This is a genomic window from Aquabacterium sp. CECT 9606 (assembly GCF_918741295.1).
GTDB lineage: Bacteria > Pseudomonadota > Gammaproteobacteria > Burkholderiales > Burkholderiaceae_C > Aquabacterium.
In genome coordinates this window covers 147718-172842 of sequence record NZ_CAKKNB010000003.1, presented here as the reverse complement: position 1 = coordinate 172842, position 25125 = coordinate 147718, and the positions used below count along the sequence as shown (strand labels likewise).

At 59.9% G+C, this 25125-nt stretch carries 26 protein-coding genes; 10 read left to right on the top strand and 16 right to left on the bottom strand.

Features of this window, described 5'->3' with window-relative positions:
* Position 1 precedes the first annotated feature (1 nt).
* The 5 genes from LQ232_RS13480 to LQ232_RS13460 form a co-directional block, all read right to left on the bottom strand.
* A complete protein-coding gene (locus LQ232_RS13480) occupies positions 2-715 on the bottom strand; it encodes a 2OG-Fe(II) oxygenase (RefSeq protein ID WP_230180864.1) in 714 nt (237 codons plus the stop codon).
* Entirely contained in the window at positions 715-1758 is a 1044-nt protein-coding gene (gene ada, locus LQ232_RS13475) for a bifunctional DNA-binding transcriptional regulator/O6-methylguanine-DNA methyltransferase Ada (RefSeq protein WP_230180863.1), read from the bottom strand. The genes LQ232_RS13480 and ada overlap by 1 nt, the downstream gene beginning before the upstream one ends.
* 42 nt (positions 1759-1800) lie before the next feature.
* Positions 1801-2541: a 1-acyl-sn-glycerol-3-phosphate acyltransferase gene (locus LQ232_RS13470; RefSeq protein ID WP_230180862.1), complete on the bottom strand. Its 741-nt coding sequence runs from the start codon at positions 2539-2541 to the stop codon at positions 1801-1803.
* Positions 2542-2620: 79 nt separating this feature from the next.
* The gene (locus LQ232_RS13465) at positions 2621-3661 is read right to left on the bottom strand and encodes an ATP-binding protein (protein ID WP_230180861.1); all 1041 of its coding nucleotides are present in this window, start codon (positions 3659-3661) and stop codon (positions 2621-2623) included.
* A complete protein-coding gene (locus LQ232_RS13460; protein WP_230180860.1) occupies positions 3646-4389 on the bottom strand; it encodes a response regulator in 744 nt (247 codons plus the stop codon). Before LQ232_RS13460 ends, LQ232_RS13465 begins: the two co-directional genes overlap by 16 nt.
* A 190-nt stretch (positions 4390-4579) precedes the next feature.
* Between LQ232_RS13460 and LQ232_RS13455 the strand changes: the two genes are divergently transcribed.
* The 5 genes from LQ232_RS13455 (at position 4580) to LQ232_RS13435 (ending at position 9509) form a co-directional block, all read left to right on the top strand.
* Entirely contained in the window at positions 4580-5200 is a 621-nt protein-coding gene (locus LQ232_RS13455; RefSeq protein WP_230180859.1) for an EF-hand domain-containing protein, read from the top strand.
* A gap of 80 nt (positions 5201-5280) precedes the next feature.
* Positions 5281-6531 (top strand): MFS transporter, encoded by a 1251-nt coding sequence (locus tag LQ232_RS13450; RefSeq protein WP_230180858.1) that lies wholly within the window; start codon positions 5281-5283, stop codon positions 6529-6531.
* 161 nt (positions 6532-6692) lie between these two features.
* Entirely contained in the window at positions 6693-7640 is a 948-nt protein-coding gene (locus tag LQ232_RS13445; RefSeq protein WP_230180857.1) for an NAD(P)-dependent oxidoreductase, read from the top strand.
* Positions 7637-8278, top strand: a complete 642-nt coding sequence (locus LQ232_RS13440; protein ID WP_230180856.1) for a PIG-L deacetylase family protein — start codon at positions 7637-7639, stop codon at positions 8276-8278. The genes LQ232_RS13445 and LQ232_RS13440 overlap by 4 nt, the downstream gene beginning before the upstream one ends.
* Before the next feature lie 4 nt (positions 8279-8282).
* Positions 8283-9509 carry a glycosyltransferase gene (locus tag LQ232_RS13435; RefSeq protein WP_230180855.1) on the top strand — a complete coding sequence of 409 codons (1227 nt, stop codon included), beginning with the start codon at positions 8283-8285 and terminating at the stop codon, positions 9507-9509.
* Here LQ232_RS13435 and LQ232_RS13430 read toward each other — a convergent pair.
* The 3 genes from LQ232_RS13430 to LQ232_RS13420 all read right to left on the bottom strand — a co-directional run bounded on the left by LQ232_RS13430 (position 9500) and on the right by LQ232_RS13420 (position 12259).
* A complete protein-coding gene (locus LQ232_RS13430; RefSeq protein ID WP_230180854.1) occupies positions 9500-10138 on the bottom strand; it encodes a sugar transferase in 639 nt (212 codons plus the stop codon). The genes LQ232_RS13435 and LQ232_RS13430 overlap by 10 nt on opposite strands.
* Positions 10135-11598 (bottom strand): NAD(P)/FAD-dependent oxidoreductase, encoded by a 1464-nt coding sequence (locus LQ232_RS13425; RefSeq protein WP_230180853.1) that lies wholly within the window; start codon positions 11596-11598, stop codon positions 10135-10137. The genes LQ232_RS13430 and LQ232_RS13425 overlap by 4 nt, the downstream gene beginning before the upstream one ends.
* A gap of 121 nt (positions 11599-11719) precedes the next feature.
* The gene (locus LQ232_RS13420; protein WP_230180852.1) at positions 11720-12259 is read right to left on the bottom strand and encodes a PadR family transcriptional regulator; all 540 of its coding nucleotides are present in this window, start codon (positions 12257-12259) and stop codon (positions 11720-11722) included.
* A gap of 140 nt (positions 12260-12399) precedes the next feature.
* Between LQ232_RS13420 and LQ232_RS13415 the strand changes: the two genes are divergently transcribed.
* Positions 12400-12780: a YbaN family protein gene (locus tag LQ232_RS13415; RefSeq protein WP_230180851.1), complete on the top strand. Its 381-nt coding sequence runs from the start codon at positions 12400-12402 to the stop codon at positions 12778-12780.
* A gap of 16 nt (positions 12781-12796) precedes the next feature.
* On the opposite strand, the gene LQ232_RS13410 is transcribed toward LQ232_RS13415, so the two are convergent.
* Positions 12797-13696, bottom strand: coding sequence for a LysR family transcriptional regulator (locus tag LQ232_RS13410; protein ID WP_230180850.1), 900 nt, complete (start codon positions 13694-13696; stop codon positions 12797-12799).
* 73 nt (positions 13697-13769) lie between these two features.
* Here LQ232_RS13410 and LQ232_RS13405 point away from each other — a divergent pair, with 73 nt between their 5' ends.
* A complete protein-coding gene (locus tag LQ232_RS13405; protein WP_230180849.1) occupies positions 13770-14198 on the top strand; it encodes a PACE efflux transporter in 429 nt (142 codons plus the stop codon).
* On the opposite strand, the gene LQ232_RS13400 is transcribed toward LQ232_RS13405, so the two are convergent.
* Positions 14143-15084, bottom strand: a complete 942-nt coding sequence (locus LQ232_RS13400; protein ID WP_230180848.1) for a PEP-CTERM sorting domain-containing protein — start codon at positions 15082-15084, stop codon at positions 14143-14145. The two genes, LQ232_RS13405 and LQ232_RS13400, sit on opposite strands and share 56 nt — an antisense overlap.
* Positions 15085-15097: 13 nt before the next feature.
* Complete coding sequence (locus LQ232_RS13395) at positions 15098-15895, bottom strand: hypothetical protein (protein ID WP_230180847.1); 798 nt, start codon at positions 15893-15895, stop codon at positions 15098-15100.
* A 117-nt stretch (positions 15896-16012) separates the two neighbouring features.
* Between LQ232_RS13395 and LQ232_RS13390 the strand changes: the two genes are divergently transcribed.
* Positions 16013-16486 (top strand): YbaK/EbsC family protein, encoded by a 474-nt coding sequence (locus tag LQ232_RS13390; protein WP_230180846.1) that lies wholly within the window; start codon positions 16013-16015, stop codon positions 16484-16486.
* Positions 16487-16513: 27 nt separating this feature from the next.
* On the opposite strand, the gene LQ232_RS13385 is transcribed toward LQ232_RS13390, so the two are convergent.
* Positions 16514-17452 carry an MBL fold metallo-hydrolase gene (locus LQ232_RS13385; protein WP_230180845.1) on the bottom strand — a complete coding sequence of 313 codons (939 nt, stop codon included), beginning with the start codon at positions 17450-17452 and terminating at the stop codon, positions 16514-16516.
* A 179-nt stretch (positions 17453-17631) separates the two neighbouring features.
* On the opposite strand from LQ232_RS13385, the gene LQ232_RS13380 reads away from it, so the two are divergent.
* Positions 17632-18906 carry a hypothetical protein gene (locus tag LQ232_RS13380; protein WP_230180844.1) on the top strand — a complete coding sequence of 425 codons (1275 nt, stop codon included), beginning with the start codon at positions 17632-17634 and terminating at the stop codon, positions 18904-18906.
* Positions 18907-18925: 19 nt separating this feature from the next.
* Here LQ232_RS13380 and LQ232_RS13375 read toward each other — a convergent pair whose 3' ends face one another.
* The 4 genes from LQ232_RS13375 to LQ232_RS13360 all read right to left on the bottom strand — a co-directional run bounded on the left by LQ232_RS13375 (position 18926) and on the right by LQ232_RS13360 (position 22287).
* On the bottom strand, positions 18926-19471 hold the full coding sequence (locus tag LQ232_RS13375; RefSeq protein ID WP_230180843.1) for a DUF4256 domain-containing protein: 546 nt from the start codon (positions 19469-19471) through the stop codon (positions 18926-18928).
* 58 nt (positions 19472-19529) lie between these two features.
* A complete protein-coding gene (locus LQ232_RS13370; RefSeq protein ID WP_230180842.1) occupies positions 19530-20243 on the bottom strand; it encodes a hypothetical protein in 714 nt (237 codons plus the stop codon).
* Between the two features lies 1 nt (position 20244).
* A complete protein-coding gene (locus LQ232_RS13365; protein ID WP_230180841.1) occupies positions 20245-21309 on the bottom strand; it encodes an AAA family ATPase in 1065 nt (354 codons plus the stop codon).
* Positions 21310-21474: 165 nt separating this feature from the next.
* Complete coding sequence (locus LQ232_RS13360) at positions 21475-22287, bottom strand: hypothetical protein (protein ID WP_230180840.1); 813 nt, start codon at positions 22285-22287, stop codon at positions 21475-21477.
* A gap of 812 nt (positions 22288-23099) precedes the next feature.
* Here LQ232_RS13360 and LQ232_RS13355 point away from each other — a divergent pair.
* Entirely contained in the window at positions 23100-25124 is a 2025-nt protein-coding gene (locus LQ232_RS13355) for an FAD-dependent oxidoreductase (protein ID WP_230180839.1), read from the top strand.
* The last annotated feature ends 1 nt before the right edge of the window (position 25125 follow it).

Below are 25125 nucleotides of genomic sequence, written 5' to 3'. Positions count from 1 at the left end.
CTCAAGCCGCGTCATGGAAGATCACCCCGGTGGTGAAGCGCCGGCCCCACGTCAGCTCACTCACACCATGCCGCAGGTTGACACGGTAGCTGCCACGCGTGCCTTGCACCGGTCGGTGGTGCACGGCAAAGATGACACCCTCGCCCTGCGCCAGCGGCACCACCTGCGGCCGGCTTTGCATCCGGGGGCGCTGCTCCACCAGCACAAACTCGCCCCCCGCGAAGTCATGGCCGGGCCGCGACAGCAACAAGGCCACTTGCAATGGGAACACATGCTCGCCATACAGATCCTGGTGCAGGCAGTTGTAGTCGCCGGCTTCGTACTTCAACAACAAAGGCGTGGGCCGGATTTGGCCTGCGGCATGACAACGCGCCAGCATGGATGGCAAATCCTTGGGATACCGAGCGGGCACGCCCATCAGCTCATTCCAATGATTGGCCACGTGCACCAAGCGCGGGTAGAAGCCTTCTCGCAGGGTGGCGATCACCTCGGGCAGAGGGTAATCAAAGTACTTGTACTCACCACGACCAAATCCATGGCGGCCCATGACCACGCGGCTGCGGAACAAGGCTTCGTCGTCATAGCAGCCCGCCAACGCACCACACTCGGCGGCAGTCAGCAGCGGGCCCGTGATGGCAAAGCCGCGCTGGTCAAGCGCCATGTGGATGCACTCCCAGTCCAGCGCGGCCACGCGTTCATGCAGCTCGGCACTCATCAGGAGTCGCCACCTTCACGGCGCAACAACTCGGCCTTGCGCTCCAGGCCCCAGCGAAAGCCCGCCAGGGCGCCTCCCGCTCGCACGACACGGTGGCAAGGGATGGCCACGGCGATCTGGTTGTTGGCACAGGCCGAGGCCACCGCCCGCACTGCCGTTGGCTGGCCCAACCGTTGCGCCAGTTCGGTGTAGCTCAAGGTCTGCCCGGTGGGAATCTCTTGCAGCGCCTTCCACACACGCCGCTGAAACACCGTGCCCTGCACATCCAGCGGCAAATCCAGCGCGCCGGTAGGCTGGTCAAGGTAGCGCAGTATCTGGGCGACCCATTGCTTGAACTGATCGTCCCCTGCTTGCAGCACGGCCTTTGAAAAACGGGCCTGCAAACGCGCCAGCAACACGTCCCGGCTATCAGCAAACTCGATTGCGCAGACGCCACGCGGCGTTGCGGCCACCAGCAGCATCCCCAGCGAGCAAGGCTCGATCGTGTGGCGAATCTGCTCGCCCGCACCGCCTTGCCGAAAGCTGCTGGGTGACATGCCCAGGTTTGAGCTGGCATCTTCGTAAAACCGCCCGGACGAGCTGAAGCCAGCGTCGTACAGGGCCTCGGTCACCGAAGAGGCGCCCTGCAAGGCCAAGGTGACGCGCCTGGCCTGCACCGCCTTGTGGTACTGCTTGGGCGTCAGCCCGGTGCCAGCCTTGAAGATGCGGTGAAAATGGTGCGGGCTCAGGCCCACCATGGCGGCAAGGTCGTCGAGCAACAAGCCAGACTCGCTTTGCTCGATGGCTTGGCATGCCTGCAGCACCAGATCGTGCCGTGTGCACTCTTGCGACGGCCCATCGGGCTTGCAGCGTTTGCAGGCCCGATAGCCGGCGCCAGCAGCCAGCACCGTGGTGTCAAAAAACTCGACGTTCTGCCGCTTGGCGGGCTTGGCGGGACACGAGGGCCGGCAGTAAATGCCGGTCGTCTTGACCGCGAACACGAACTCGCCATCCAGTTGCTTGTTTTTGGCCAGCACCGCGGCCCAACGCGCTTCATCCTCCATGACAACACTCCATCGTTGGTCAGAAGGCCTCAGTATTCGCGCTCAATGTTGGCCGCGCACTCCGCCTCTTGCTTTCAAATTCTCATCATCAGCGGCCGCGATCTCGCGGTCCATGCTCTGAATGCATTCTTGCATCTGCAGCCGGCACCGTTCAATCAGTGCAGGCATGTCGTCCAGACTCAGCCCGGCGGTGGGAATGGGCGCCAGCGAGCGCACCTTCACCGTGCCACTGCGCCAACGGTTCAGGTGCATGTGGTTCTTGTAGTTGCTGGTGCACAGGGGGATGATCGGCACGCCCGCGTTGATGGCCATTTGAAACGCGCCCTTCTTGAACGGCAACAAGCCCTTGCCCAGGTTGCGCGTGCCCTCGGCAAACACCCAGATCGAAGTGTCTTTGTGTTGCAGGGTGTCCGTGGTGGTCAGCATGGCCTGCTTGGCCTGCTCGGCATTGGCACGGTTGATCAACACATTGCCCGCCAGCCAGTAGATCTGGCCAAAGAGCGGCACCCACTTCAGGCTCTTCTTGCCGATGGTCACGGTGCGCTCAGGCACCAGGCTGCCCAGCACGAACAGGTCGTAGTTGGACTGGTGGTTGGCCACGATCACGCATGAGCGCTGGTGCTGCATCAACCCTTGCGCGTCCATTTCGAGCTTCAAGCCCAGGATCCGCAATGCCGGCACAGAGTAGATGCGCGCGCAGAGGCGGCTGTTGTCGGGGTTGAACGGTCGACACAGTCCGATCAGCATGCCCAAAACGCCCGACACCAAAAAGTGCACAAACATCAACAACATTCGCACGGAATAAAGCATCTGGTCGCCTATCAAGTCGCAGGCGCGAAGTGTACGCGCCTGGCGAGGCCGCTCAGCGGGGCAAGGGGAGCCGAGGCAAGCTCAAACGGGCCACCAGCCCGCCCGCCGCGGCATTGATGAGCTGCAACTGGCCTTGGTGGTGCCGCGCGATGTCGTGCGCGGTCGACAAGCCCAGGCCCACGCCCCCATGCTGGCGGTTGCGCGAGCCTTCAACCCGGTAGAACGGGGCCATCACCTTGTTCAGCTCGGCCTCTGGCAAACCGGCCCCCCGGTCGTGCACCTCAATGCGCAAGCTGTCGGGGGCATCGATCAGCCTGATCTGGGCACTTTCGCCATAGCGGATGGCGTTTTCCACGAGGTTGACCACGCAGCGGCGCAAGGCGGAAGCCTGGGCCATCAAAGGCAGCGCCGTGCCCACCACGGTCACTGCATGGCCGCAATCCGCGTGGTCTTCGCGGATGCTGTCCACCAGGGCGTTGATGTCCAGCAACACCCGGGCTTCCGGGTCGGCGCAGCCGCGCAAGTAATCCAGCGTGGCGCGGATCATCTCGTCCATCTCGACAATGTCTTGCTGAAATTTGCGCCGCTGCTCGGGGTGGTCGATGCCCTCGGCGCGCAAACGCAAACGGGTCAACGGCGTGCGCAGATCATGCGAAACCGCAGCCACGAAACGGTCGCGGTCGCTCAGCTGTTGCTGGATCTGCGCCTGCATCTGGTTGAACACCAAGGTGGCATCGCGACACTCCTTGGGCCCCTGCATCTGCAAGGGTGGCCGCCCAATGTCGTGGCCCAGCTCCAGCGCGGCATGGGCCAGACGCTTGATGGGTTGTGACAACCAGCGGGCGCCCACCCAGGCTGCCAGGGCCACAGCGGTCAGCCGGATACCGATGTCCAGCAGCAAGCCCAGGTGCATCATCGGCGGCGGACCGCCCATGTCGCCGGGGTGGTGACGGGGCGGCATGGGCCGCAGCTCAAACATCATCGTCAGGGCCAGCACATGGCTGATCAGCGCGGTCACCAGCAACAGCAAGGCCAGCCGGCCAAACAGGGTGGCGGGCATCAGGCGCCTGGCCGCGCTCAGTGCGCGGCCCATGACATCGGCCCCTGCACCGTCTGCACATTGAACACATAGCCCTCGCCACGCACGGTCTTGATCATGGTCGGATCGCGCGGGTTGTCGTCCAGCTTTTGCCGCAAGCGCGAGACCAGCAAATCGATGCTGCGCTCCACCGAATCCATCGACCGACCACGCGCCTGCGCCATCAACTGGTCACGCGTGAACAAGCGCCGGGGTGTCTTCAAGAAGGTGGACAGCAACTGGAACTCGGCATTCGACAGCGGCACCACCAGACCCTTGGGCGAGGTCAAGCGCCGTTCACTGCGGTGCAACTCCCAACCATCAAAGCGGATGAAGTCACCGTTAGAGCTGGCGGCACGTTCATCTTGCCCGCCCTTCACGCGGCGCAGCACGGTGTGGATGCGGGCCACCAGTTCACGCGGCTCGAATGGCTTGCTCATGTAGTCGTCGGCGCCCATTTCCAGGCCGATCACCCGGTCGATGGGATTGCCGCGCGCTGTCAACATCACGATGGGGATCCGTGACTTGCTGCGCAGTTCATTGGCCAGGGTGAGGCCATCCGCGCCAGGCAACTGCAAATCCAGCACGATCAAATCGATGTGGTGGGCGTCCAGTTGGCGCCGCATGGCCGTGCCATCGCCCGCCGAATGCGCCACGAAGCCAAAGTTGGCCAGGTAGTCGCACAGCAGTGAGGTGATGCCCTCGTCGTCGTCAACGACCAGGATGTGTTGAGTTTGGTTCATGGCGGCAGGATCCCAAAAAGCACTTTAGGGGCCAACGCCTCTGTCAAAGCATTTCAACAAGCGTGCAAATACCCCACTGTTCATCGGCTTGGGGCGGGTTTTGTACCAAGCTTGGTACACAGCAGCAATGCTGCAACGACATGGGCCCCCAAGAATCCAATCACCTCAACCTTCCAGTAAAGGATTCACCATGAGCAGCATCAGCGGGATCAGCAGCAGCGCAAGCGCCTGGTCCGCCATGAGCACCTCTCGCGCCTCGCGGCAGCAAGAGATGTTCAACAAAGTCGACAGCGACGGCAGCGGAGGCGTGGATGCCACCGAGTTGCAAAGCATGCTCGACGACATCGCCAAGCACACCGGCACCAGCAGCACCACCACGGCGGCCGATGCGCTGACCAAGATGGACAGCAACGGCGACGGCAGCCTGGATTCGTCCGAAATGGAGGCCGGCATGAAAAGCCTCCTGCCCGAGCCCTCCTCCACCATGGCCTTCGCCCAGGCCCGCAATGCCGAGGGTGGGCCGCAAGGCGCTGGCGGACCACCGCCATCGGGCAGCACCTCGTCATCCAGCAGCGACATTGACCCCCTGGACACCAATGAAGATGGCACCGTGTCTGAACAAGAGCGCGCTGCCGGTGAGATGAAGAACGCGATCAAGGATCTGCTGAAGGCAGTCGACACCGATGGCGACCAGAAGATCAGCGCCGGCGAGTTCGACCAGTTCAAGGAGATGCTCGGCGAGTACGCCAAAACGGCCAGCAATGCCGCCTCGATGCAGAACACAGGCGGCAACCTGAGCGTGGCCGCTTGATGGGGTGATGCTTCACGGAACCGGTGCCGCAGGGCAGCCTCGCGCGTGCACCGGTTTTGTCCGCGCCCGTAAAATTGCGCATGAGCAGCGCGACAACCACCAGCCCCACCCAGGATTTTCGGACCATTGGCCTCATCGGCCTGGCCCACGGCACCTCACATTTCCACCACATGCTGCTGCCGCCACTGTTCCCCCTGTTCATCCGCGACTTTGGCCTGAACTACTCCCAGCTTGGCTTGCTGGTCACCCTGTTTTTTGTCATCTCGGGCGTGGGTCAGGCTTTGGCCGGTTTCCTGGTGGACCGCGTGGGCGCGCGCCCTGTGTTGCTGTCGGCCTTGGGCTGCTTCGTGGCGGCCTCGCTGGCCGCAGCCACGGCCCACAGTTACCACGGCCTGATGTTGGCGTCAGCCTTGGCCGGCTTGGGTAATGCGCCTTTCCACCCGGCCGATTTCACCATCTTGAACAAGCGCGTGTCGGCACCTCGGCTGGGCCATGCCTTTTCCATCCATGGCATTTCAGGCAACCTGGGTTGGGCCTTGGCGCCGGTGTTCCTGATTGGCGTCAGCACTTGGGCGGGCGATTGGCGCACCGCCTACCTTGGCACGGCGTTGATCGGCCTGGGCGTGCTCGCCTTGCTGTTGCTCAACCGAGACGCCATCGACGACCGCCAGGGCAGTTGGGGCCATGAGCATAAGGCCAGCTCCGCCCAGCATGCCGCCAGCGAACACCCCATGGCTTTTCTGAAACTGCCGTCGGTGTGGCTGTGCTTCTCGTTTTTCTTCTGGACCACCGCCGCGCTCAGCGCCATCCAAAGCTTTGCCAGCCCCGCCCTTGGGCGCATGTATGGCCTGCCCGTGTCGATCACCGCCTTTGTGGTCACCGGCTACATGCTGTGTGGCGCCGCGGGCATGGTGCTGGGCGGCTTTTTGGTGGCCAAGGTGGAGCGGCTCGAACGCACCATTGCCGCCGCCATGACCGGCGCGGCGCTGCTGTTGTTGTTTACGGCCACAGGGTGGTTGCCGCCCTACATCGCAGCTGGCGCGGCTGCGCTGGCGGGTTTTGGCACCGGCCTGGCGGGCCCTTCGCGAGACATGCTCATCAAGCGGGCATCGCCCCCAGGCGCAACAGGCCGCGTCTACGGCACGGTTTATTCGGGACTGGACCTGGGCTTTGCCGTCGCCGCGCCCATCTTCGGCGCCCTGCTGGACCACGGCCATCCCAACGGCATCTTCTATGGTGCCTCGTTTGTGCTGGTGCTGGGCATCGCCTCAGCCAGCCTGGTTGGCCTGCGCATTGCACGCGGCGCCACCCGTCGGCCAGCGCTCGCTTAAAACCGCGTGCGTTTTCCCAGATCAGATAACGTATTTTAATAAATATTACATTTAAAATTATTACCCCCTGAATCGGGGGGTGGCCTTTCATTGAATGGCGGTGCTATCTTAGTCACCAGCGCATTTTAATTTGCGCTTCATTATTCAATTGGGAGGCACTCATGCGTGCAGCAATCATCGGGGCTAAGGGTTTTCTGGGCCAGGCGGTCATAGAAGAATTACTGACACGCGGGTGTGAGGTTGTGGCCATAGATATTTATTGGCCCGAAAACTACCTCGATCAACACCGGCGCAATAAGGTCACTTATTTGCAGGCCGATATCATGCAAATGGGTGAGTTGATTCCTTGCCTGGAGGGTGTTGACGAGGTTTACCATTTTGCGGCGCGCCTGGGCACTTCCGAGCTGGAGTGCGATTTGCGCGGCTCCATGGAGGTCAACGTCATGGGGGCGCTGAATGTCCTGGAGGCCGCCGTCAAATGCATGGTGCCACGGGTATTCTTGTCGTCAAAACCCAGCGTCTGGCTCAATACCTACACGGTGACCAAGCATGCCGCTGAACAAATGGCGCGCCTTTTTACCCGGCGCAATCCGGTTCAGGTATCGATCATGCGGTTTTTGAATGTTTATGGCCCGGGCCAAAAATTGGCACCCGTCCGTAAAATCCTGCCCGTGTTTGCGGCACAGGCTTTGAGGGGGCTGCCCATTCAAATTTACGGCAATGGCGAGCAAACCGTCGACATGATTTACTCTCGTGACACCGCCCGCATCACGGTCGATGTGATGCGCGCACCATTCACACCAGAGCCATTTGACTGCGGCACGGGGCAAGAAATCACGGTCAATGCCGTGGCCGAGGCGGTCAACCAGTATTTCGATAACCGTGCCGGCATTGCCCACATCGACATGCGCCGAGGCGAAACCCCCAACACCCGGTTGGTGGCCGACATCAAACCACTTCAAAAACTATTGCCTGAGGTGTCATTCACCCCCTGGGACACGGGTCTGGCTGAATCCTTGAAATGGTATGAAGCTTTGCCGGCTCATCAAATTGATTCGGCGCTGTCCCTGTATGGCATCCACCACCGGTATGGCACTTCATGGAAATGAAAGGCCGCAAAATCCTGGTCGTGATCGCTCACCCCGACGATGAAACGCTTGGCTGTGGAGGCACCATCAGCCGCTGGGTGCGCGAAGGCGCCACGTGCAAAGTGGTTCTGCCTTTGCAAAGGGGTGACGTCCGGGGTCTCGCCCACCAAGCCGAATTGGCAGAGCATTTTGCGCACGCTTGCGAGATCCTGAACGCAGAGGCGCTCATGCTCGACACCGGCTTGGTTGACCTGACGGCCGACCAGCATGTCGAACAAATTCACGCCGCGCTGCTACCGCACATCGAGTGGAGCGACATGGTCTTGACGCATTGGCCGCACGACGTTCATCAGGCGCACCGTGCGGTCAGCCGGGCCGTCGAGATTGGCACCCGGCCTTTCAGGCGCCGGCGCTCGGTGGCTTTTTTTGAAACAGCAACCTCCACCGATCAGGCCTACGACACCTCCTTCAGCCCCAATATGTTCGTGCTGTTGGAAGAAGAAGACGCCCAACGCAAAGTGGCGGCCATGAACGCCTACCCCACCGAGCAAGCGTTTGGGCGCCAAGCCGATGACCTGCTTGTGCGCTTGAAATCGCGTGGGCTGCAAATTGGCGCCCCCTACGCCGAGGCCTTCATGCTTGCACGGCATTTCATGTAAGCCCATGGCGTTCAACTCAACGGGGCCTCGCATCGCCATTGTTTACGACTGGTTGGTCACGCTGGGAGGTGGCGAGCGGGTGTTGATCGACATGCTCGAGTGCTACCCACAGGCCGATCTGTTCGTCACGGTTGATTTCTTTTCAGAGACCCAGCGCCAGCAATTGGGCGCGGGCAGAAAAATCAACACCAGTTTTGTGCAGCACATTCCTGGGGCCAAAAAACATTACTGGAAGCTCGCCCCGTTCATGCCCTTGGCGGTTGAACTGCATGACCTTCGGGGCTACGACCTGGTTTTATCCGGAAGCCATGCTTTCGCCAAAGGCGTGACGGTGGGCCCCGACCAACTGCACATCTCCTACATCCATTCGCCGCCCCGCTTTGCCTGGGACAAGCTGCTGGATTACCTGGACAACTTTGGGTACAACACCGGCCCCAAACGCATGCTGGCATCCTGGTTGTTTCACCGCATCCGTGGGTGGGATGCTCGTGCCGCGAATGGCGTTGACCTGATGATTGCCAACTCGGACTACATCAGGCGGCGCATCTGGAAAACCTACCGCCGCGATGCGCTCAAGATCTACCCGCCGGTTGACATCGACCGCTTTCAGCCCGCGGCCACGCGCGAAGATTTCTATTTCTGCGCGTCGTTCATGAACCCGTTCAAGCGCATGGATGCCGTCATCGACGCCTTTGCGACAACACCCCACCGCAGGCTGGTCGTGGCTGGCCATGGGCCTCAAGAGCAGCGGCTTCGAGCCAGGGCCGGTGCCAACATCGAATTCCTGGGTTGGGTCAGCGACGAGGTCATGGCCGACCACATGGGTCGAGCCCGGGCGTTTGTGTTCGCGGCCGAAGAAGACTTCGGCATCATCGTGGCAGAGGCGCAGGCCGCCGGTGCACCGGTCATCGGCCTGGCGCGGGGCGGCACGGCCGAGATCGTCAGGCCCATTGGCCAGCACCAGGCGCCCACCGGCGTGCTGTTCAAAGAAGCCACGCCTGAAGCCATCCGCCAGGCCCTTGCCGATTTTGAGCAGCACGAGGCCAGCATCACGCCCCAGGCCTGCCGTGAAAATGCACTGCGCTTTTCAAAGCAGCAGTTCAAACAAAGCTACACCGCCCTGGTCGATCAAGCCTGGCAAGCATGGCAGCAGGCCTTGCAAGGCGAGCCCGGCATCACCCTGCCGGCCCTCACGGCCAAAATGGCCGGCACCACCTCTGGTCAATATTGACCACCGCCTGATAGAACGGATTTGAAAGTGCGCAAACAGATCCACAGGTCCAGCACCAACGATCGTCTTTTCAGGTAATCAAGGTCTCTTAGCGCCATGCTGTCCAGCATGTCTTTCTTGCTGACGCGCGTGGCCTGCCACAAGCCCGTCAGGCCTGGTTTGACCTGCAGCCGCAACTGACGCACCTCGTCGCTGAAAAACCGCCGCGCATCGGCGGGGATCATGGGGCGCGGCCCCACCAGGCTCATGTGCCCCAACAACACATTCCAAAGCTGGGGCACCTCGTCGATCGAATACCGGCGGCAAAAGTCTGCAACCGATCCCGCTACCCGGGGGTCACGGGGTAAGCAGAAATACCGCTCCCACTGCTCTCGGGCGCTCGGATCCGCGTCAAGGTGCTGCTTCAAGCGCGCTTCCGAGTCCATGTGCATGGTTCTGAGCTTGAGCAACTCAAAACACCGCCCGTGGCGCCCTTCCCTGATCTGGAACAGCAGCAAGGGCCCCGGGCTTTGCAAGCGAATCAAAAGCCCGCAAACCAACACCAAGAGCAACACGAGCGGGAGCAAGGCCAAGACAATGGCCACGTCAAAAATGCGCTTGGCCACCTCGTAGAGCACCTCATGTTTCATGCTGGCCGAACCATCTTGTGCCGATTCAGAAAGGAGCGGCCAGCCAGTCGGTCAACGATGGTTCGGCAAACCAGCTCGGGGTGCATGTAGGTCAACTCTTCAGTGCCCAACACCATGTTGTCAATGGCCTCTACGCCCTGCATGAACGCATTGTCCTGGTTGGACACCTCGTATTTCCAGCCCCCGAAGCGCCCGCGGCTGTAGATGCCGTTCTCTTTGAGCAGCGCCTGGACTTCTTCCAGGTAAGCATCGCGCTCAAGACAAGGTACCGGATACCCATAAGCGATAGGCCGATGCCAAACCGAGGCGATTTCATGCTCGGGGCTCAACAGACCCACGCGCCTCAGTGCTGCGATCACATCGGGCACCACGGTGTCATGGTTCACAGGCTTGAGCGGTGATTCACTGACCTCGCACATCAATGACCAGAAAGCCCCGGACGAGGGCACGTTGTCGGGCGAGTAATTGGACGTGATCGAGATGCGGAAAAAAGGCAGATCGAGTTGCGCAAACTGGATCCAGAATTTATCGCGCAGATGCTCTGGCACCTCACCATGAACCCCCACGCCGATGACGTGGCTGCTGCTGTGCTTCAACACGGGCGCGGGCAACTGGGCGCGAAAGCCTTCATCCAGACGCTCCAGGAAGGCATCAAGCGGCATGCTGCTCAACAGGCTGGCATAGCGCACCCGCTCGCCGCTGGACAAGGTGGCCACTCGCGAGGCGGTGTCGATGGACACCACGCCCTTGCCCAGTTGGGCATGCTCCCTGGGCAGGCGCGAAAAGGCCTCGCTCCACAAGGCCCCAGCACCACCTTTGGCCGGGTAAGGAAAAGGAACGGCCCCATCCCAGCCCGGGGTGTCTTGCCGGCGGATGAGGTTTTCAACCAAGGGCAGCAAACTGGTCCGCTGCACGTTCTGGTATTTCGAGCTGCTTTTGCGTTCGGTCCAGGTGGTGGCCAGGTTCTCGGCCGGGTAAGCCCACATCTTGTAGGCATAAGGCAGAAAGAACAGCTCAGCCAAGGCCGTGCCAAAGTGCTGGTTGATCCATTGCGAGAAATTGGCAGGCATGGGGTTGGCCGTGGCCGCGTTCGGAAAGCTGGCCACACACGCCAGCAAATCATCGACAGGCAATCGCTGCAAGTTGTTTTGAAGCGGGAAAGGAATGTAGTTTCCCTTGAGCCAGACCCAGCCTTTGCGGGGGTGCTCCAGGATGCCCTCCCCCAGCACGTCTTTCAAAAACTCATTGAAATACGGGTAGTGAGAATAGATGACGTGCACCCCGATATCCCAGGTAAAACCTTGGGCATCGCGGAACGATGCGGCCATGCCGCCAGGCGCACTGCACTGCTCCACCAGCAACCAGTCGTGCACGGCATTCAAGCCCAGTTCATGCAGCTCTTGAATGCGCCAACTCGCGCCCATGCCCGTGGGGCCCGCCCCCACGATGAGCACATCCACTGCCCGATCAATCCCTCGGTCCATTTTTCTCCCCCCAAGCCATTCAAATGGTCATGGAGATAATTTATAGGCATGGACCGTGTTTGGCCAATGTTTGGCCCAGGAAATGAGTAACCGTTTATCAGGCCTGCCGCAGTACCTCGATCGCCTCACGAGACCAATTGATCCAGCTTTGCTCGTACATGATCCCCGTCTTCAGGATCAAATGCTGGATCTGCGCCTCGCGCGACAAGGGCTGCTTGTGCGCGCCAAAGTCGCGCTGCTCAATGGCCCGGTAGGCCTGCAACTTGGCCTGGTGCAGGGCCAAGCGACGCTCCAGCTCAACATCCAGACCCAAGGGGCCCACGGCCGCATCGGCGCGCAGGCGCACCATCAACTCGTCGCGCATGTCCATGGGCGGAGCGGGCTCGCGCGCCCAGCGTTGCAGCTCCTGCTGGCCATCGCTCAGCACCTGGTAGATGCGTTTGCGGGTCTTGCCGCCATCCGGCGCGGCTTCTGACGCAATCCAGCCCGCCTTTTCCATGCGGGCCAGCTCACGGTAGATCTGCTGATGCGTGGCGTGCCAGAAAAATCCGATCGACTTGTCAAATCGCCGGGCCAGGTCATAGCCCGACGAAGATTTTTCAAGCAGCGAGGTCAACAAGGCATGGGACAGGGACATGCCTTGAGTTTAGCTTTCTCACACCCGACGCGGGTATAGCTATTGCTGATACCGCGGTACCAGCGGATTTCCCCTTTTGAATCCCTGCCCAGGCACACGAGGTTAGACTTTGACCATGCATCCCATTTCTGGAGATATCTTTGCTCGCTGACACGCGCCGGTGGCTATGGCGAGGGCTGGCGGTGCTGTTCCTGGCACTGGGTGTGATTGGCGCAGTGCTGCCGGTGATGCCCACCGTGCCATTTGTGCTGGCAGCAGCCTGGGCAGCCGGCAAAGGTTGGCCGGCACTTGAAGCACATTTGCTGAGCCACCCCACATTTGGCCAGCCCATCCGCCATTGGCGTGAGCATGGCGCCGTGCCGCGCAAAGCCAAGTGGCTGGCCTGTTTCATGATGTCGTGCAGCGCCGTCATGCTGTGGTTTCTGCCCATCCCAGATTGGCTGCGGTGGGGCGTGTACGGCACTTTTGTGGTGGTGGGCCTGTGGTTGTGCATGCGGCCTGCACCGCCCAGCCACGTCTAGCCAGATTTTGCGGTCATCAAGGCCGTGGATGGGCTTGGCGCATCAGCTCAATGTAGCGCTGCGCACCCAGGCCCAGCGGCCGCTCCTTGATCCACACCACATCGGCCCACAGCCGCACCTCGTTCGACATGTTGGCAAAGCCGATGTCCACCAATGAGCCGGGCCCCATGTGCGGCGTGGTGAGCGAGCGCGGCAGGTAAGCCCAGCCCAGGCCCGACTGCACCAGGCTCAAGGCAGTCTGCGGGTTGTCGGTGCGCCAGACCTGGCGGGACAGCAGCAGCCGCGGGTCCACCTGCTCCTCATCGCGCCCCACCACCACCACCTGGCGCAGGTTCAACAGATCGGCTGGCCGCAGGCGCTTGTTGGCCCCCAGCGTGGCCAGCAAAGACGGCGCGATCACGGCGGTGAGGGTTTCGCTGCTGAACTCTTGAAAGCCTTCCTTCTCGTCAATGGCCGTGCGCTCGAAAACCAGCGCCAGTTGCACGCAGCCGCTGTGCAACATCTGCAAGGCGTCGGCTTGCGGCGCGGTCAGGATCTCAACCTCCAGGGCCGGGAACTCGCGCGCCAGCACGGTCAATGGCGCTTGCCATGCGGCGGTCAGCAGCTCGGGCGCGATGGCCATGCTCAGGCGCCGCTCCAGGCCTTGGTGCAAAGACAAGGCTTGGCCCTGGAGCATGCGCAGTTGGTGGGCCAGTTGCCGCGCCCCCGGCTCCAGCGCTTTTGCCGCCGCGGTGGCCGAAGGCTCGCGGCCCGTGCGGTCAAACAAGATCAAGTCCAGCTCGGCCTCCAACTGGGCGATGGCCATGCTCACCGCCGAAGGCACGCGGCCGAGCGTGCGGGCTGCGGCCGAGAACGAGCCCTGGTCCAACACGGCCAGGAACACCTTCACGTTGTCACTGTCAAAACCAGTTTTCATGCGCGCCTGACCTGTCAATTTATCTGACACATTCTAACTTTTATGTTCAGAAATATAGATATACATTCACGGCATGCAAGGTCTCAAGCGCAAGCTGATTTACGTTTCCCTCTTCGAGTTGATTGCCGTGTGCATGAGCAGCACGCTGCTGTGGCTCATTTCCACGCGCGACTCATTCGTGTATGCCGGCATGGCCGCATTGGCGTCATCCGCCATCGCCTTGGTGTGGAACCTGGTCTATACCTCCGCCTTTGAGTACTGGGAGGCGCGGCAAGCCACGAAAGGCCGCGGGCTGCTGCGCCGTGCCGCGCACGCCTTGGGTTTTGAGTTGGGCTTGGTGGTGCTGCTGGTGCCGCTGTTTGCCCACCTGCTGGGGCTCAGCCTGTGGCAAGCCTTTATTTATGACCTGGGCCTGATGGTGTTCTTCATGGTCTACACCTTCTTGTTCAATCTGGGGTTTGACCATGTTTTTGGGTTGCCGGCATCGGCACTGGCCAGCTAGAAGACCTGCGCAGGGCGGTAAATGCCAGCACCGCCAGGCCAGCCAGCAACATGGCTTGCGTTTGCGGCTCAGGCACCGCCGCCGTATACACCATGCCGGAACCCGTTGTCACGATTGCACCAGCGTTGTTCAGCACTGAGATGCCGAAGTGGGCCGAGTTCATCGCCGACAAGGAGCCGGTGTCGTTGGCAAAGCCAAACAAAACGCTCGCGATTGAAAACGATTCTCCGTAGGTGAACGGGACCTCGGTGGTGAACACCCCGCCGAACTGGCTGCCGGGCGCCACTAACAGGCCGGGGTCGGTGTGCCCAGGTTTCAGCACGTTGGCCAGGTAAGACAACATCAGCGTTTCGCCACCATCCTCCGGCTCATCAATGGTCTCCAACAACCAGGCCGTGGGATCGGTGCTCAGGAACTCCGTCACCTCGGTCCGCAACTCGTCAGGCGTTGACAACCACAATCCGTAGCCGCCGCCTGAGCCATAGCCCTGGCCAAAACGGCCTGTGACGTTGGCGCTGATTTTCACGGTTCCCGAACCTGTTCCGCCCGTGATGAGAAAGTTGTCGGTCCAGGCCGACAAGGCGATGGCGAAAGGCCCGCCAATGCCGGTTTGGCGGATGAATTCATCCGTGACCGGGACGGTGTTGGCCACCTCGATCCGGTTCACGCCAGGCAACGCTTGTGCCTTGGCTGCATTGCCATTGCCACTTGCCGACGCCAAGCCGGTGTTGCTCAGAAAGGCGGCGTCCGTGTAGTTGTATTGGGCCTGGAGCACGTCAGAGGCACTGACCCCAGCGTCCTTGACCGCGGCAAAAGAGTATGTGTCGGCCCATGAGGGCAGGCAGTGCATGGCCGCGACGGCGGCAATCAGGAAAGGGATCTTCATGGCTGTTCTCCAATCAAGGGTGACGTGCGCGCTTGGAGCCTGTGCGCCAGGCAACCAGCATCCCCATGGCGAACATCACCACCGATTGGGGCTCGGGAACAGATGAGGCCGCCTGATACCGCGTGCCCGAGTCTGTGGTTAAAGTCGCATCAATGGGTGCGCTGATTCCAAAGTGGGCCGAGTGGAAAAAATCAGCCACGCCCGTTTGGCCACCAACCACCTCTGCGCCCAAGTAACTGGCCAGGTAGAACGGCTTGTCGTAGGTGAACTCAATGCTTGCACTCAAGTACTGAACCCCTGAGAGTGATTCGGTCAAGGGGATGGCGGCATTCCCGGTGCAGTCCAATTCATCAAAATCACACGAGATCGGCTTGTCACTCACGAACAGGGTGTAAAACGAGTTGGAGCCTGGCCCGCCTGGTTGCCCCAGGCCATCCAGGGTGCCCTCCAGGCGAACAGTTATTTGCGCAGTGGCTTGGCCACTGCCGCCATGCACCACAAACGCATCGCTCCAGATTGATTCTGCATAGGCCTCGCGGTCTTGCGCCTGGTTGACCGATGCGTAGGCCCCATTGACGCCAAAGCCTGCGCGCACTTGGCTGTAGGCGCGGGGCTCGGAACCCGCCTCTTGAAGCGAGCCGCCCAAGGTGGCTTGCACCAGGCAGGAGGGATCAAGCTCAATGGGGCAGCCAGCGGTCTCGATCTGCGCCCGAACGGCGGTGAAGGAAGGCGTGCCGCCCACGATTTGAGCAGCATTGGCCGAGCAAGCTGCAAGGGCAATGACGATGCCTAAGCCGAATGATTTATTCATTGCGGTCCCCCTGATGGTCATGAAAATGAATTTCGCGATGCAGTCTGTGGCAAAGCTTTATTTCCGTCAATACCTCACAGCGATGAGCTCGGCATGGGCCGCTGCCAAAATGCGGGGATGAGCCTGCAATCCGTCCAAGCCTTCCTCGCCCAACAGGCGCCCGACATCGCCATCCTGCAAACGCCAGAGCCCACCGCCACCGTGCTGGATGCGGCCCGGGTGCATGGCGTGGCGCCCGCGCAAATCGCCAAGACCTTGTCGCTGTGGCTAAAGGACGAAGTGATCCTGCTGGTGATGGGCGGTGATTGCCGCCTGGACAACCGGCGCTTCAAGGAGCACTTTGGCGGCAAAGCCAAGATGCTGAACGCCGAAGAGGTGGTGCAGTGGACCAGCCACCCTGTCGGCGGCGTGTGCCCTTTCGGCCTGCCGCATCCGCTGCGCGTGTTCACTGATGTTTCGCTGCGGCGCTTTGACGTGGTGCTGCCCGCCGCCGGGGCCGTCAATGCGGCGGTGCGGATTTCACCTGAACGCCTGGCGCAGTTGGTCGAGGCGCAATGGGTGGATGTGGCACAAGAGGCGCCCGCCGACTGAGCCCACCAAGCGCCTTGGTACAGCCCTTTAGGCGGCCGACCACGCGGGCAAAGCCCCCATGCCCCGCTCGTCATGCGACGGGATCATCGTGATACTCGGATGCGTCTGCTGCAAATGAGCCAGCGTGGTGATGAGTTGCTGCACATCACGCGGGCTGTGATCGGCCACCATCCGGCTGAGCCAAGGCTTCTCGACCTCCCGCTCCAGCCCCTCCATCTGCCAGACGATGTCACCGATCAAGGCAAACCGGCGTCCGCTGGCCAAAGTGATGAACACGATGATCGAGCCTGGGGTGTGCCCAGGCGCGGGCACCAACACCACCGAGCCATCTGACCAAACGTCCCACGATTGTGAGAAGCCAAGGTAGGGCCGCGCTTGAAACCCAAAGGGCCGCAGGTTCAAGGGGCCAATGCCGCGAGCCACTTTGGTGGAGCGATGCCCACCCTCGATGAACTGCACCTCGGCCTCAGAGATCCACACCGCCGCACCCGGAAAATCCTGAACCCCGCTGATGTGGTCCCAGTGGGCGTGCGTGAGGACGATGCCTGAGAGCTGGTCCAGCTGGTAACCCTGAGCCAAGAGCTGCTCAGCGGCTGGCCGGCCTGCAACGACCCTGGTGGTTTTGCGCATCACCCAAGGCAAGGCCTGACGATGTGTTGCCCACTGGCGGCCAATGCCCGCGTCGAACAGCAGGTCGCCCGCCGGGTGCCTCACGAGGACGGCATTCAGCGCAAACCGCCGCACATCGTCAAAGCGCCCACCGCTGAAGGCCATGGCCGCACGCGATTCAATGAACCCGGTGGGGATGGCGCTGATGGACATGCCCTCAGGCGACCGCGCTTCAGGCAGGCGCACAGGCAGAGGCGCCACGCCCGCGCGGGTGTTGATGGCCTGTGCTGCAGCAGCCAGCGACGCCATGCTGGAGAAGATCGGTGCGCATCCAAAGGCTTGCCACTGGGTGGTCATGGTGTTGCGTCAATGGCTCGCGCCACGTGGGATCAAGGTGCGCCAGTATCTACCGGTGATGCCAAGCCTGCTTCGGCGTCAAGCCAATCCGATAGACAGCCAGGGTTGCCATTGCTTTGTCACAGTCATTCTCGACATTGGCCATTCATTCATGCCATGAACACACCGAGGTCGACACCATGAACTTGCGCCGCATCGTCTTGCTTACCGGAATTTGCACACTGCTCTTCTCAACGGCATCGCAAGCCGCCGACCAGACCTTGCCTGGCGCAGGCAATACAGAGGCGGACCGCTTGGTGGCCCGCTCACCGCGCGTGGTCGAGGCGCATCAGTTCCTCGTGCAGCAAGCCAGGCAAATCAAGAACGCTTCGCTGCGACGCGCGACACTCGACTTGCTTGAAAACCGCCGCTTTTGTGTCACCGCGCGTGCCAGGCTCAGTGGCGCGGACAAAGCCCGGATCCTGTCTGAACTCACGGCCGCAGGCCTGATCGAGCCGGCGGACGATGCCACCTTCCCCGGTGGGCTCAAGACTGGCGTGTTTCCCCCCGTGCTGAATGACAGCTCGGACTGCCCCAACTTGCCCATGAGCTTCGATGCTGCGCCCGGCAGTAGCTTCACCAGCCACCACGGCTACCCCGGTGGCTTGCCCATCCACGAGGCCAACAATGAACGCGCGGCCCTGGGCCTGGCCAGCGGTTACCGTGCCAACTATGGCGACGAACACGCCGGGCACGGGCATGAAGATGGGCAAGATGAGCGCGCCTGGTTCAAGTCGCCGTTCTTCATCGACCAAGACGTGGTCATCGCCGCGCCGATCTGGCACGACTGGGCCAAGACCATCGTCTTCCAGTGGGGCGCGGACGGGCAGACCTTCAAAGAGCTGAACTTCGGTGGCAATGCCGCCAACGGCACGGCCACCGGCGGCCACCACATCATCAGCATTTCAGAGTCCATCAAGCGGGGGCTTCCTGCGGCCTTCGTCATTGCCCAGGCCTCGGCGCATTCCAACCCCACCTTGGGCAATGAGGGCAAGGTGGTGAACTGGCTCCGCGCCGCGAGCATCCTGGCCCAGGTCGATCCGCTGGCCGCTGGTTATCTGGCCAAAGATGCCGCCGGCCACTGGCGCCTGCCAGCGCTGCGCAAGCTGGGCGATGGCGTGGACTTGGCGGGGGCCGGCCAAACCAACCTGCTGCCTGAATACACCCTGCACAACCTCTCGGACGGCGACTTCACCTATTCGATCCCCGCTGCGGGCGATGCCGCGCTGCTGATCGCGCAACTGGCGCCGCGCTTTGGCTTTGACCCCGCCGACACCGCCCGCTACAACACCAAGTTCCGCAACCCCGTGTTCGCCAACTTGAGCCAAGAGCGCCTGGTGGTGCTGTACGCCAACGGCGGATTGGCGGCCGTGCAAAAGGAGCTGCAGTCCTTGCGTGCACGTGGCGGGTTTTGATCAGTCCGCGCTTGCTTAATTAGACCCGTAGCAAACCCCGGAAGCCTCTGGCGGCGTAGTACGACTGCACGCCATTGTGATAAACGAAGACTTGGCCATAGCGCCGGTCACAGAACAGGGCGCCGCCGAGGGCCCTGACCTCGGGTGGCGTTTTGATCCAGCTGGAGGTCTTCAAGTCGAAGTCGCCGAGCTTTTGCAGGGCGCGGTATTGCGCTTCGGTCAGCAGGTCGATGCCCATGGCGGCGGCCATTTCGACGGCGCTGTGGTCGGGCTTGTTCTCTTTTCGGGCGGCTCGGGCTTCGCCGTCATAGCAGGTGCTTCTGCGGCCGGTGGGGCTTTCTGGGGCGCAGTCGCAGAAGGTGAATTGGCCGGACTTGGGGTCGTGGCCGATGACGTCGGGTTCCCCGCCTGTGGATTCCATGGCTTGCAGCGATTCGAGGGCGGCGGGGTTGGCTTCGAGCTTTGCGGCCACGTCGGCCCAATCGATGCCGACATGCCGGGGCATGTTTTGATCGAAGCGGGTTTTCAGGGCTTGGAGAAGTTGTTTGCGTTCTGGTGATTTCATGAATTGCATGATTACAGCGAATCGTGCTGCGCCTCCACGTTACACATGACGCAACGACTCAGGGCGCCCGTCTTGGCGCAGCGCGACCGGCTTGGGTAAAACGAGGCGAACTAAGGTTTGTCGCCAAAACAGAATCAGAATAAGAGGCCAACCATAATCCCTTCTCGCGCACGGAAGGACTCGTGTTCAAAGATAGATTGGAGACCACCGCTCCAAGTGTGCGCGTTAACAGCACGGGTTTTCGACGCTTCGTTAAACCAATGTAGTCAACAAAAAATAATCCATCATCTTCCTTTACAAGATGCTTTGGAATGTCTGTTCTATCTGGAAAAATAAGATCCAAAACATCAGGCGAAACTACCACACGAGGATATCTAGCAATCCTGCTCTCTACTTTGTATGCCTCAATGAGACCTGCACTAAATGTAAATGATCCATTCGAAAAATGCTTATTAACAGCTATGCCACCTCGACATAAAAGGTGCTCATCCAAAAGCAGTCTTTGATAGTCTGCAACACGACTCACAAACCATTCGAATTTTTCAGCACTATAAGGCATCGATATAACGATTGAATCGGAAAACTGAATAATAGAACAATTTACATCATCTCGAAATACCACGCCTGCGCTTTGGTGACATCGAAATAATTTAGCCAAATTATTTTGATGCGCTCCGCGCAGATCTGCCTCCACCATTTCGGTAAAACCCAGCAGGTCTAAAAATGCAACAAAATGCTGCTTTAGGTTAAGTCCGTCGGCATTTTGCGGCATTTCAGATACCCTCCAGCTTTTCGGCCAAAGTGCAAAAAAGCGCTTTATACGCCTTCATTCGATCAGCTGCTTGAGTCCAATTATTGCCAGTCCACGGCAGGCCACTATCTGTGATTCGTGCAGTATCGGCTCTTGATATATCAAATACGGCCTTCCCAACCTCCTGCATCAAAGGCGCCAATTGATTAAAATCCGGAATTTCAATTGCAATTGGCTTTGTGGACGTTGGCAAATACATCTGATCAAGTGATCCATGTTTTTTCATAACAGGCTTCAAGGACGCTGCTATTTCTTTGGGCAGCCTTGTCATCCAAAGTTTATATCCCGGCTTGGCCTTGCCTGCATATATTTTAAATGCTTGAATAACTGCCCCTAAGAATACCGGCTTTCCGGGGCGTATAGGCAAACCCAAATCTGAGTACTGCTTTATCACCTGCGAATGCTCGGACATCCAACGGTCCAGAATTGTAGATAACGTTCCTATCGCCTGAACATTAAATCGATCTGGAGCTGCAGGAAGAAAAAATGCATCGCAGGTTAAAAAGAATGCTCTAGTTAGTGCTCCTGAACTGGGGCCAACATCGACAAAAATATAATCAAGCTTTTGCTGCTCCGCCAATCTGACAAGAAAGTCGCCGATAGAAACGTACGTTCGCATAAGGTTTGTTCGCATGCTAGCACGCTGTATATATGCCTCAGCGAGGTCATCCTCAATGGAGCTAAGATCGACAGAGCCGCGAAGCAAGTATAAATTTTCCCCCACTTCATTTGTTTTTACTTTTGACAAATCAATGAATGCTGCATCACCTTTGATACGCTGATTTAATGCATCAAGAATGCTTGTTCCGGGAAGGTCCTCTATTTTTGCAGTAGTAGTAGTAGCCAACGCCTTTTCATCCAGCGCCGTAATCGTGCGCGACAAAGCAATTTCCGTTAGATTGCATTGGGGATCAGCGTCAACCATTAGCACTTTTTTGCCAGTAGATGCCAAATAGGATGCCAAGTTAAATGTGGTGGTTGTTTTTGACACTCCACCTTTGTGATTGTACAAAGTAATAATCTTCATTATAAGTAACCTATGTTAGATGTTAGCTGCAAAAAAGCAGGCCTCTTCGAGAGATCATCAGCGCCGGAAATATTGCAAAGCACTATTCTCCGAGTTGAACGCCAAGTTAGGCATCCGAGCGAGGACACGATATTGAATACGCTTCAATTGCATAAGAACATTAAATTATTTCTTTGTCTTCTTTTTGCTTAGGTTTTCCAGCGCATTTTTTATGTCGACAATATTTTTTGACTCGCTACTAATTTGCGCATCAATTGATGATATTTTTCGGCTTATTGCATCCGCCTGGGTCGTGTAATCGACTGTATCCGTGTAATGTGCGGTTATTGCTGCAAGCAGAAAACCGCTAAGCCCTACTGTTAGCGCATACTTCAGCACCTCTGAAGCGTAGGATATTGCTTTGATTGGTTGTTTCTTGCTGTCGATGATGAGGTGGTTGGTGAACCTTAACCAAAATATCCTGCTCTTATCAATCAGGTTTGGCTCTCCATCAAGGCTAGTGCATTGCATATAAGAGTTTAGTAGCTTGAAATGGCTGTGTACTATTTTTATTAATTTCTCCGGGGGAATAAATCCTGAAATCAATATTGAGGTTTCGGTGGGCGAGAAGTTCTCCGTTTTTGCCGGGTGCAGTACTGCCAGCACTAGCCCATTGTCTAGTAGATGGTAATGCAGCCTAGCTCCATATTCGGATAGTACTGTTATTTTCTGTCGATTAAATGGGTCTGGTCGCTGGGTATCAAATGGGCGTTGCCCATAAAAAATCTCAAATACTCTGTCGTCGGAGCCTCCTAAGCTTCCTCCGGGGGTGATGCATAGATGGTAGAGGTTTGCAAGCCTTATCGCCTTTTCGTTTTTATTCTTTAGGGATTCAAATAATTGCGATGATTCGCCAAGATACTTTTTGAATTCCTGGTACCGCTTAATTCGGGTCGATGCATTGTTTCCCATATCATTAATTGCCTCTCGTTTGTCCAACAGCTGCTATTTTGCGATGCCTAAATATAATTTAGACGTCGAAAATGTATACGTTAATTTCGACCATGGAGATATGCATCAACTTTGATGAATAAAATATGTGAAATTGACCTCGATACGCCAATCCCTGCCTCCCGGCAAGCGTAGTGATCCAAAACATCTCAACGGCCTCCCTATTCACCGCCGCGAGCAATTCGCCGCAAACGAAGCGCGTTCAGCATAGACCACACCCTGTTACAGGTCAATTCACCAAGCACCGAACCTCGCACGCGCCACTGCAACCGTGGCGCGCTACCCTAAAACACCCACACGCGGCACTCCAATCCTCGTTCACCACCCAAATAACCCGGCGCACCGCCCTAAAAGCCCCGCCCGCAAGCCTCAAACACCTTGCGCGCAAGCATCCAACACTGGGCGTGCAACCCTAATGCCCTTGCACGCAAGACTCTGAACCTTGCGCACGCCCCAAAACGACTCATCCGTTCAGCCTCAACAGCCTTGCGCGCAACCCTCCAATCCCGGCGCGCCGCCCTCAAACCCTTGCGTGCAAGGCTCTGGTGCCTTGCGCGCAAGCCTCAAACCCCCAACCCGCAAGCCCAAAAGCCCCGCGCTCCGCTCTAAAACACCCGCGCACCTCCCTCAAACCCTTGCGCGCAAGGCTCCACATCCTTGCGCTCGCCCCAAAAAGCCTCGCGCTCCGCCCAAATAGCTTCACTCCCCACCCTCTTATGCAACCAGTTGCATAAAAACCCTCCATCCCCTACAGTCCTGCAACTGATTGCATAACCCCTCCGCTTGCAAGGCCCCCACACATGCCCACCCCCTACCCCCACCTCCTGCAACCCCTCGACCTCGGCTTCACCACCCTCCCCAACCGCGTCATCATGGGTTCCATGCACGTGGGCCTGGAAGAAGCCAAGGACGGCTTCAACCGCATGGCCGCCTTCTACGCCGAGCGGGCGCGCGGCGGTGTGGGCCTGATCGTCACCGGCGGCATCGCCCCCAATGACGAAGGCGCGCCCTTCCCCGGCGGCTCGCGCCTCACCACGCCAGAAGAAGCCGACCACCACAAGGTGGTGACCGAAGCCGTGCACCGCGAAGGCGGCAAGATCGCCCTGCAGATCCTGCACTTCGGCCGCTACGCCTACCACCCCGGCCTGGTCGGCCCCAGCGCCATCAAGGCGCCCATCAGCCCCGCCACCCCGCGCGCACTCACGTCCGATGAAGTCGCCAAAACGATCGACGACTACGCCCGCTGCGCTGCCCTGGCCCAATCGGCCGGCTACGACGGCGTCGAGGTGATGGGCTCCGAGGGCTACCTGATCAACGAGTTCATCGCCGCCCGCACCAACCAGCGCGACGACGAATGGGGCGGCAGCTACGCCAACCGCATCCGCTTCCCCATCGAGATCGTCAAGCGCGTGCGCGAACGCGTCGGCCCCAACTTCATCATCATTTACCGCCTGTCCATGCTCGACCTGGTCGAAGGCGGTTCCACCTTTGAAGAGGTGGTGCAACTGGCCCAGGCCATCGAGGCGGCCGGCGCCACCATCCTCAACACCGGCATCGGCTGGCACGAGGCGCGCATCCCCACCATCGCCACCAAGGTGCCGCGCGCGGCCTTCGCCTGGGTCACGCAGAAGATGAAGGGCCACGTGGGCATCCCCCTGGTCGCCACCAACCGCATCAACACGCCCGAAGTGGCCGAGGCCCTGCTGGCCGATGGCTTCTGCGACATGGTCTCGATGGCGCGCCCGCTTCTGGCCGATGCCTTCTTCGTGCAAAAGGCCAAGGAAGGCCGCGCGGATGAGATCAACACCTGCATCGGCTGCAACCAGGCCTGCCTGGACCACACCTTCGGCGGCAAGATCACCTCCTGCCTGGTCAACCCGCGCGCATGCCACGAGACGCTGCTCAACTTCCCGCGCACCACGCAAGTCAAGCGCATCGCCGTGGTCGGCGCCGGCCCGGCGGGCTTGAGCTTCGCCACCTATTCGGCCGAGCGCGGCCACGACGTCACCCTGTTCGAAGCCGGCCCCGATGTGGGCGGCCAGTTCAACGTCGCCAAGAAGGTGCCGGGCAAGGAAGAGTTCTACGAAACCCTGCGCTATTTCCGCAAGCAACTGGCGCTGACGGGCGTGAAGACGCAGTTCAACCAGCGCGTGACCGCGCAAGACCTGATCGCGGGCGGCTTCGATGAAGTGGTGTTGGCCACCGGCGTCACACCGCGCACGCCGCCCATCGAGGGCGTGAACCACCCCAAGGTCATCAGCTACCTCGACGTGCTGCGCGACGGCAAGCCCGTGGGCAATGTGGTCGCCATCATCGGCGCGGGCGGTATCGGCTTCGACGTGGCCGAGTACCTCACGCACGCTGGCGAAAGCGCCAGCCTAAACCCCACCAAGTTCTACGCCGAGTGGGGCATCGACACCACCTACGCCGACCGTGGCGGCATCAAGCCGGCCGACTTGGAAAAGTCGCCCAGGCAGGTCTACCTGTTGCAGCGCAAGACCAGCAAGGTGGGCGATGGCCTGGGCAAGACCACGGGCTGGATCCACCGCACGGGTTTGAAGAACCGCGCCGTGCACATGATCGCAGGCGTCACGTATGACAAGGTGGACGACGCCGGCCTGCACATCACCGTGGGTGGCGAGCCCAAGCTCATCCCCGCCGACACAGTGATCCTGTGCGCAGGCCAGGAGCCGCTGCGTGAACTGCAGGCCGAGCTGCAAGCCGCTGGCCGCCCCGTGCACCTGATCGGTGGCGCCGACGTGGCCGCCGAGCTGGACGCCAAGCGTGCCATCAAGCAAGGTGCCGAACTGGCCGCCGCCATCTGAC

What these genes read in the sequence shown, in the direction of transcription:
- LQ232_RS13365 (WP_230180841.1), bottom strand. Translation starts at nt 21,309, where the DNA reads ATGAAGATTATTACTTTGTACAATCACAAAGGTGGAGTGTCAAAAACA.
- LQ232_RS13455 (WP_230180859.1), top strand. Translation starts at nt 4,580, where the DNA reads ATGAGCAGCATCAGCGGGATCAGCAGCAGCGCAAGCGCCTGGTCCGCC.
- LQ232_RS13395 (WP_230180847.1), bottom strand. Translation starts at nt 15,895, where the DNA reads ATGAATAAATCATTCGGCTTAGGCATCGTCATTGCCCTTGCAGCTTGC.
- LQ232_RS13480 (WP_230180864.1), bottom strand. Translation starts at nt 715, where the DNA reads ATGAGTGCCGAGCTGCATGAACGCGTGGCCGCGCTGGACTGGGAGTGC.
- LQ232_RS13370 (WP_230180842.1), bottom strand. Translation starts at nt 20,243, where the DNA reads ATGCCGCAAAATGCCGACGGACTTAACCTAAAGCAGCATTTTGTTGCA.
- LQ232_RS13465 (WP_230180861.1), bottom strand. Translation starts at nt 3,661, where the DNA reads ATGGGCCGCGCACTGAGCGCGGCCAGGCGCCTGATGCCCGCCACCCTG.
- LQ232_RS13420 (WP_230180852.1), bottom strand. Translation starts at nt 12,259, where the DNA reads ATGTCCCTGTCCCATGCCTTGTTGACCTCGCTGCTTGAAAAATCTTCG.
- LQ232_RS13470 (WP_230180862.1), bottom strand. Translation starts at nt 2,541, where the DNA reads ATGTTTGTGCACTTTTTGGTGTCGGGCGTTTTGGGCATGCTGATCGGA.
- LQ232_RS13460 (WP_230180860.1), bottom strand. Translation starts at nt 4,389, where the DNA reads ATGAACCAAACTCAACACATCCTGGTCGTTGACGACGACGAGGGCATC.
- ada (WP_230180863.1), bottom strand. Translation starts at nt 1,758, where the DNA reads ATGGAGGATGAAGCGCGTTGGGCCGCGGTGCTGGCCAAAAACAAGCAA.
- LQ232_RS13410 (WP_230180850.1), bottom strand. Translation starts at nt 13,696, where the DNA reads ATGAAAACTGGTTTTGACAGTGACAACGTGAAGGTGTTCCTGGCCGTG.
- LQ232_RS13450 (WP_230180858.1), top strand. Translation starts at nt 5,281, where the DNA reads ATGAGCAGCGCGACAACCACCAGCCCCACCCAGGATTTTCGGACCATT.
- LQ232_RS13400 (WP_230180848.1), bottom strand. Translation starts at nt 15,084, where the DNA reads ATGAAGATCCCTTTCCTGATTGCCGCCGTCGCGGCCATGCACTGCCTG.
- LQ232_RS13355 (WP_230180839.1), top strand. Translation starts at nt 23,100, where the DNA reads ATGCCCACCCCCTACCCCCACCTCCTGCAACCCCTCGACCTCGGCTTC.
- LQ232_RS13405 (WP_230180849.1), top strand. Translation starts at nt 13,770, where the DNA reads ATGCAAGGTCTCAAGCGCAAGCTGATTTACGTTTCCCTCTTCGAGTTG.
- LQ232_RS13380 (WP_230180844.1), top strand. Translation starts at nt 17,632, where the DNA reads ATGAACTTGCGCCGCATCGTCTTGCTTACCGGAATTTGCACACTGCTC.
- LQ232_RS13440 (WP_230180856.1), top strand. Translation starts at nt 7,637, where the DNA reads ATGAAAGGCCGCAAAATCCTGGTCGTGATCGCTCACCCCGACGATGAA.
- LQ232_RS13385 (WP_230180845.1), bottom strand. Translation starts at nt 17,452, where the DNA reads ATGACCACCCAGTGGCAAGCCTTTGGATGCGCACCGATCTTCTCCAGC.
- LQ232_RS13375 (WP_230180843.1), bottom strand. Translation starts at nt 19,471, where the DNA reads ATGAAATCACCAGAACGCAAACAACTTCTCCAAGCCCTGAAAACCCGC.
- LQ232_RS13435 (WP_230180855.1), top strand. Translation starts at nt 8,283, where the DNA reads ATGGCGTTCAACTCAACGGGGCCTCGCATCGCCATTGTTTACGACTGG.
- LQ232_RS13390 (WP_230180846.1), top strand. Translation starts at nt 16,013, where the DNA reads ATGAGCCTGCAATCCGTCCAAGCCTTCCTCGCCCAACAGGCGCCCGAC.
- LQ232_RS13430 (WP_230180854.1), bottom strand. Translation starts at nt 10,138, where the DNA reads ATGAAACATGAGGTGCTCTACGAGGTGGCCAAGCGCATTTTTGACGTG.
- LQ232_RS13445 (WP_230180857.1), top strand. Translation starts at nt 6,693, where the DNA reads ATGCGTGCAGCAATCATCGGGGCTAAGGGTTTTCTGGGCCAGGCGGTC.